6 protein-coding genes and 1 pseudogene are annotated in these 6584 nt (G+C 40.3%); all 7 read right to left on the bottom strand.

Going from position 1 to position 6584, the window contains the following annotated elements; genetic code table 11:
* Positions 1-137, bottom strand: a 137-nt coding sequence (locus tag AC058W_RS11840; protein WP_479390109.1) for a helix-turn-helix domain-containing protein, incomplete at its 3' end; no start/stop codon positions are given.
* A 153-nt stretch (positions 138-290) separates the two neighbouring features.
* Positions 291-446, bottom strand: coding sequence for a hypothetical protein (locus AC058W_RS11845; protein WP_445291952.1), 156 nt, complete (start codon positions 444-446; stop codon positions 291-293).
* A 3-nt stretch (positions 447-449) separates the two neighbouring features.
* On the bottom strand, positions 450-2384 hold the full coding sequence (locus AC058W_RS11850) for an ATP-binding protein (RefSeq protein WP_118610055.1): 1935 nt from the start codon (positions 2382-2384) through the stop codon (positions 450-452).
* 153 nt (positions 2385-2537) lie between these two features.
* The gene (locus AC058W_RS11855; RefSeq protein ID WP_117677702.1) at positions 2538-2750 is read right to left on the bottom strand and encodes a type II toxin-antitoxin system RelB/DinJ family antitoxin; all 213 of its coding nucleotides are present in this window, start codon (positions 2748-2750) and stop codon (positions 2538-2540) included.
* A gap of 258 nt (positions 2751-3008) precedes the next feature.
* Positions 3009-6233 carry a hybrid sensor histidine kinase/response regulator gene (locus tag AC058W_RS11860; RefSeq protein ID WP_479390108.1) on the bottom strand — a complete coding sequence of 1075 codons (3225 nt, stop codon included), beginning with the start codon at positions 6231-6233 and terminating at the stop codon, positions 3009-3011.
* Complete coding sequence (locus AC058W_RS11865; RefSeq protein ID WP_182474164.1) at positions 6223-6411, bottom strand: response regulator; 189 nt, start codon at positions 6409-6411, stop codon at positions 6223-6225. Before AC058W_RS11865 ends, AC058W_RS11860 begins: the two co-directional genes overlap by 11 nt.
* Positions 6392-6584 (bottom strand): annotated as a pseudogene (locus tag AC058W_RS11870) (hypothetical protein); the annotation flags it as partial. The gene AC058W_RS11865 and the pseudogene AC058W_RS11870, both read right to left, overlap by 20 nt.

Consider the following 6584-nt stretch of genomic DNA (forward strand, 5'->3'; position numbering starts at 1 on the left):
ATTGGTTTCGTCAGATTGTTCCTGCGGCAGTATGACTTTACCGTATTCTGCGAAATGCCAAGTTCCTGTGCTATTTTCAAATATCCGATGCCATGTCTGCGAAAGGATATGATCTGTTGTTTCTGTGATTCTGTCATCCTGTGACCTCCGTTCCGAGGGTGCGTATCGTGTTGTCTGCCCTCTACTGGTGAAAGGACAAAAGGTTACGCTTTAAGAACTGAAAGGCAAAAAAATAATGCCCACCAAGGAATCAACTCCTCGATGGGCATTGCTGCTGTGTACTTATTCAGTTATCTGAGCAGTTCATTGACACGCTTCTGCACCGCAGAATAATCATAGCCTGCCGCTGTCAGCTTCTGCTTTCTCTCTGAAAAATGGGTATAGAAAAAGCACCGTCCAAATAAACCTTGAACGATGCTCTGATAGTTATCGGATTGTTGCTCAATCTTCTATCTCTTTATATTTTGTTTTATTGCAGTGGTCACTGCATCTATATTGAATGGCTTTGAAATGTGTCCGTTCATTCCAGAATCCAAGGATGCCTGTACATCTTCCTTGAAAGCATTTGCAGATTGTGCGATGATTGGAATTTTCGCAGCGTCTGGGCGCTCCTTGCTCATTGCACGTATTGCCCTTGCCGCCTGATGCCCATTCATTTTAGGCATCAGGATATCCATTAGAATCACATCATATGTGTCTGCTGGATTGTTGGCAAAACAAGCCACTGCGTCCTGTCCGTCTACTGCACGAGTTACATGCATACCTGCTTCTTCGAGCAGCGTGATTGCCAATTCCGCATTCAGCTCATTATCTTCTGCGAGAAGAACCTTTACTCCATTAAGGCTGACATCCTGTATCAGATTCAGCTCAGGTATCTGTTTTGGGTCTGCAAGTTCCATAGGAATTTCTACTGTAAAAGACGAACCACACTCTTTCTTGCTGTGAACCGTAATTGTACCGCCCATCAGTTCTACATATTGCCTGGAAATTGCCATTCCAAGCCCCGTTCCGGCATAATGTGTTCGTGCGCCGTTATCCTCCTGTGAAAAGGGTTCAAACAGCCTTTTCTGAAATTCTTCACTCATACCAATGCCATTGTCTTTTACCACATAACTGCCTACAATATGCCGTTCGTCTATGCCCGGTTTGATACTAATTTCAAAAGTAATCGTTCCGCCATCTTTTGTAAACTTGACCGCATTACTCAGAAGATTCGTCAATATCTCACGAATTTTTGTTGCATCCGTCAGAACATAAAGTTCTTTAGGGATGTTGCGATGTATCTCAAATGTTAAATCCCGATTCAGCAGGAGTCCATCCACGATAGCAATCACATTATCTATTAGTACAGGCAAATCCTCCGGCTCAGGTGAGAAGCTTACCTTTCCGTTCTCGATACGGCTAAGATCCAGTACATTATTCAATAACAACAGCAGATGCTCTGAACTTATTTTTACCTTTTGCAGACTATCGTGAATTTCAGATACATTTGTCTGGTTCAGTGCAATGTCCGTAAACCCGATAATAGCATTCATAGGTGATCGAATATCATGTGACATGTTAAGTAAGAAGGATGATTTTGCTCTGTTTGCGGTCTCTGCTTTTTCCGCAGCCTCGCTCAACAAAAGCTTCTGTTCAATTTCATCTTCTCTTTTTCTTTTGTAGCTGATAAAGCAGACAGCACAAAGCAAAAACAGCACACATCCTGCCATAGTTCCAACATAAACGGATGCTCTTCTTGTTCGCTCTACCAGCCCATTCACAGACTGCATATCCATTTCAATGCATAAAGAACCAACTATTTCATCCGAATCGCCCATTAAATCGCCCGTTATAGGATAACAGGCTGTGAAAATAGGACCCCATGTCGTATCAACAATGTTCTGCGAATACACCGTTTCTCCTGAAAGAGCCTTGTTAATATACGGAATCATTTCATCCTCAATATAGTCTCCCGGATGTCTGACATCTCCTGCGTTGGGATCCAGACCGTCCACCACATAGATCAGCCTGTTTTCTTCATTTCGGGTGGCAGTGTATAAATATCTGGTTGAATTCAACGTTCGAATTTCATTTAGAAACGAGGAAACCTCGTGATACATTTCTGTATTTTCATCAGATTGATGGCGGAGCGTGGCAAATTCTTCTCTTCCGATTTTTTCATTTACCAATTTATGGATTACATCCGCATTTTCCATATCACGTTTGAGTTCCGTTTCAAGGGCGATATCTGTATACGATTTTTGCAGAATATATGTATATGCTGATGCCAACAATATGATTGAAAGCGTCAAAATTGCAAATAAACCTATGGAAAGCTTAGTAAATCTCTGCTTTAACTCCTTAATGTCTTTGACTGACTTCTTGTCCGATTGTGTTTTCATTCAATTTGACTCCACTTTTTATTTCATAGAAATATGTGGAAGGGACTGATGTAAATACCGCATCTGCAGAGCGTGCATTTTTCCATCAGCTGATTCGCTTTTCAGATTTATCCTTTAATTGTTTCCTCATTCGAGGATTTACATTCTGAAAGGTCAGACAACAATTTCTTGCTCTCTAAATGCTTCTGCCGCTGTTTCCTGCGGCACGTCCAGTTTTAATTCAAATGGAATGCCGTATTCTCGAACCACAGTTCTCAGAAACATATTGATCACAGTTGTCATATTCAGACCGAGTTCATTAAAAATCTCCTCAGCCTGATTTTTGATTTCCTTATCCGTTCGGATGTTCAGATTTGTTGCTGACATACGCAAAACCTCCACATGGTTTACAGTATACTCACATACTCGTGTCACGTCAATATAGTGTCATTATATGAGCTTTAAAATCTAATTTCTCGCGTTTATTAGAACGCTCAGCAGAAGTTCTTGCATTGTATTCCAGTTTCCATTCCTTACTGCTTCTTGGTGGATTATTAAACAATCTTGAATACACTCTACTTATAATTATTTCCTTCTCCTCTTAATTATCACTCATCTGTAAATTGATTTTTTTATTATCGTGGCTTACATCCATTCGTGCAACATTCTGTTCAATTTTTCCATATCAAGAGGTTTCGCAATATGTTCATTCATTCCTGCACTCTTTGCAAGTATCACATCCTCCGTAAATGCATTTGCCGTCATTGCAACGATTGGCAACAGCTCACCTTTGTGTTTAGGCAGGGAACGGATAGCTGTAGCCGCCTCATACCCATTCATAATCGGCATCTGCACATCCATAAAGACCAAATCATAATATCCATTTGGATGATCTGCTACCTTATCTACAGCTTCTTTTCCATTTACAGCCGTTTCAATCTCAGCACCTGTCATACCTATGATCTCAGCTGCAACTTCTCTGTTCAGTTCATTATCTTCCACCAAAAGGATTTTCTTTCCTGTATAATCACTTGCAGCGATATTTTTCAGGTAATCTCTTGCATCCTGACTCGGCTTTCCGGAGATTATTTTTTGCAGTGCTGCGGTAAGTCTTGAGCGGAACAACGGTTTTGAAATGAATTCATCTACTCCTGCTGCTTTGGCTTCTTCTTCGATTTTTGTATAATCATAGGACGTCAGAACAATGACAGAAACATCAGGTCCTATCTTTTGGCGTATCTGCCTTGTTGTTTCAATTCCATCCATTCCCGGCATCTGCCAGTCAATAATATATACAAAATAATCATTGCCATTCTCATGACGTTTCACTGCACGCTCTACTGCCTCTTTTCCTGACAGTACCCACTCTCCGTCGATTCCAATCTCATTAAGAATAGCCACTGTTCCTTCACAGCATATCTTATCATCATCCACAACCAGCACGGGCAAGTTGACCAGTTCATCAATAGTCTCTGACTTTTCATCCCGCAGACGAAGGAAAATAGTAACGGTAAATCTGCTTCCCTTTCCCAGCTTGCTTTCTACCTTAATGTTTCCATTCATCATATTGACGATATTTCTTGTGATTGCCATTCCCAAACCGGTTCCCTGGATTTCGCTGATGCGTTTATCATCTTCACGAGTAAACGGGTCAAACATAACCTTTTGAAATTCCTCGCTCATTCCCATACCGTTGTCTTGAATCACAAACTCATAGCATCCTATATCCAGGGAAGTGGTAGGCTTTTCCGTAATAGAAAACAGTATCTTGCCGCCATCTGGGGTATATTTGATGGCATTACTCATAATATTAGTAAATATCTGTTGTACTCTTAAACTGTCTCCTCTTACATATTCATGTTCAATTTTGTTGAGCCGTACTTCAAAATCATGATGGTGAGCTTCAATCTCGGAACGTGTCATTGCGATCAAGTTATCTACCAGTTCAGCCAGATTAAAGTCTTCTTCCGTCAGTTCGATCTTTCCATTTTCAATGCGTGACATATCCAGTACTTCATTAATCAAACCAAGCAGATGACGGCTCGACTTGGTTATTTTTCCAAGGCAATCAATCACACGATCCGGATGATCAATATTTGCTCCAGCAATGGCTGTCATACCAACGATTGCATTCATCGGAGTCCGAATATCATGAGACATATTTGATAAAAACTCTGTCTTTGACCTGTTTGCCTTGTTAGCCGCTTCATAAGCATCCTTCAAAGCAATCCTCGATTCTATCTCCGCAAGTTTTTCCTGAGTGGTATCCTGTGCGATCAACAGCACCTTTTCAAGTACTCCGTCTTTCCAAGACAAAGGAATGAAAGCCATGCTCTTAAAATGCTTTTCATCTTCCGTACAATATTCCAGCTTATAAATATCATCCATGCTTCTAATCATGCCACGGATATGATCTGCTGAAATCACTTTGTCAATCGTTTCATCCTTTGCCACCACTTTATAGCGGGATGCAATCCTCCTGATCAGGTCATGATATGTTCCGTAAGCATCGTATGGTGGCTTTTTTCCGTGCAGACTATAAAACTTATAAGTATCATCTTCCAGATTGCACATAGCAAAACGATTGACCAGACGCATTGTTCCCTGAAGAAGCAGATCCATCGCATCATTCTTACGTGTCAGCTCCAATATGTTTTCCATTTCTTTTCTGGCTTCTGTAATATCCCGGACGAAGATCATTGCATAGCATGAACCGTCATTTTCTTCTCCTCTCATAAGGACATTACGAACCCAGTGTTCATCACCTTGTATCCGTATTCTGCATTCAAGGTTAATTTCTTTTGAACCTTCACTCAGTTTTTCAACAATAAAATTACGGTTGTAAAAATGAGAAACCGCTTCCTTGTCCTCATCAACAACATAATTATCCAGGTATGCCTGAATCAGTTCATCCCATGTATGGCTCTTTTCAAAAATCTCCAGAAGAGAATCCTCTACTTTTAGTGACTCAAAAGAATTATCCTTTAGATTTACATAATACTCGCAGATATTTCCCTCTGTATAGGCGCGATGAAATGCCTCATTTCTCTGTGCTTTCATCTCGCTCTGCTTTCTCTTGTCAATATTTATGAATGTACCGACAATAAAACGTACTGTTCCGTCCAGACGTCTGGTTGTCTCGGCATTTGCCCGGAACCATTGATAGGAACCATCTTTCATCTTCAAGCGGTATTCACAGTCATATTTCACACTATCTGTTTTGTCTTGAATTGCTTGCTCTAACAGTGTAAGTGTTGCTTTCTTGTCTTCTGGATGTAACAAATCTGACCACGATTCCAGTTTATTTGGGAAATCAAGAATGTCATGATACCCAAGCATCGTGCGAAACTCATGACTCCAGTACACTTCCTTAATATTTCCGCTTTTGTCACAATCAAAATGCCACATCCCAGAATGAATCACGTTATTGATCAGTTTCAGATTCTGCTGCATCCAGTCAATCTGAACAGACAATACCCATACCTGCTTTCCATCATCTGCTATGGCATCTTTCTTGCACATACGGACAAATACAGGTGTGCCATCGCTCATCAGCATCTGTCCTTCTCCACACCCTTGAAGGCGCTGGAACCTCTCGTATTCAAGAAAGGTCTGGTTTCCTCCATATAAAAGATTTCTCAGAGAACCTGATGTTTTCTTTTGAAATTCTTCAAACGTATATCCCAGATTCTTCAACATGTGTGAACTGACCTGTGTAATTGTAAGATTTTCATCATAATATCCTGTCATGAATCCAACAATATTCAGTTCGCTCACTGCATCCTGTACGATTTTTTGACAGTTTTCATTTAACTTTGTATTATCCAGTGAAAAGATATTATTTTCACTTTGCTTTTCTTTATTGAACATTTTTATCCTCCGTATATTCTAAGTCCAACAGGGATGTAAGTACTTCCATTAGTTTATTTATATCAAAAGGCTTTGAAAGATGAGCATTCATTCCTGCTTCAGCACAATATTCTTCATCACTCTTAAAGGCATTGGCAGTCACAGCAATGATCGGAATTTCAGCACTTTCTGAATCCATCTGGCGAATATGCTTTGTAGCATCTATGAACCGTTTCAAAAAGATAAGCTCGATCTGCATTTCCATAATTGCCGAGAACTTCAAGGAGTTTCTGAATTCCTGCTCCAATACTCTCTCTATTTTTGGCTTTGTCAATTTCTTTTAAAATCCGCAGAATAGCTTCTTCTCCTGCA

It is taken from the genome of Blautia sp. CGZ-1-C1, assembly GCF_056504575.1.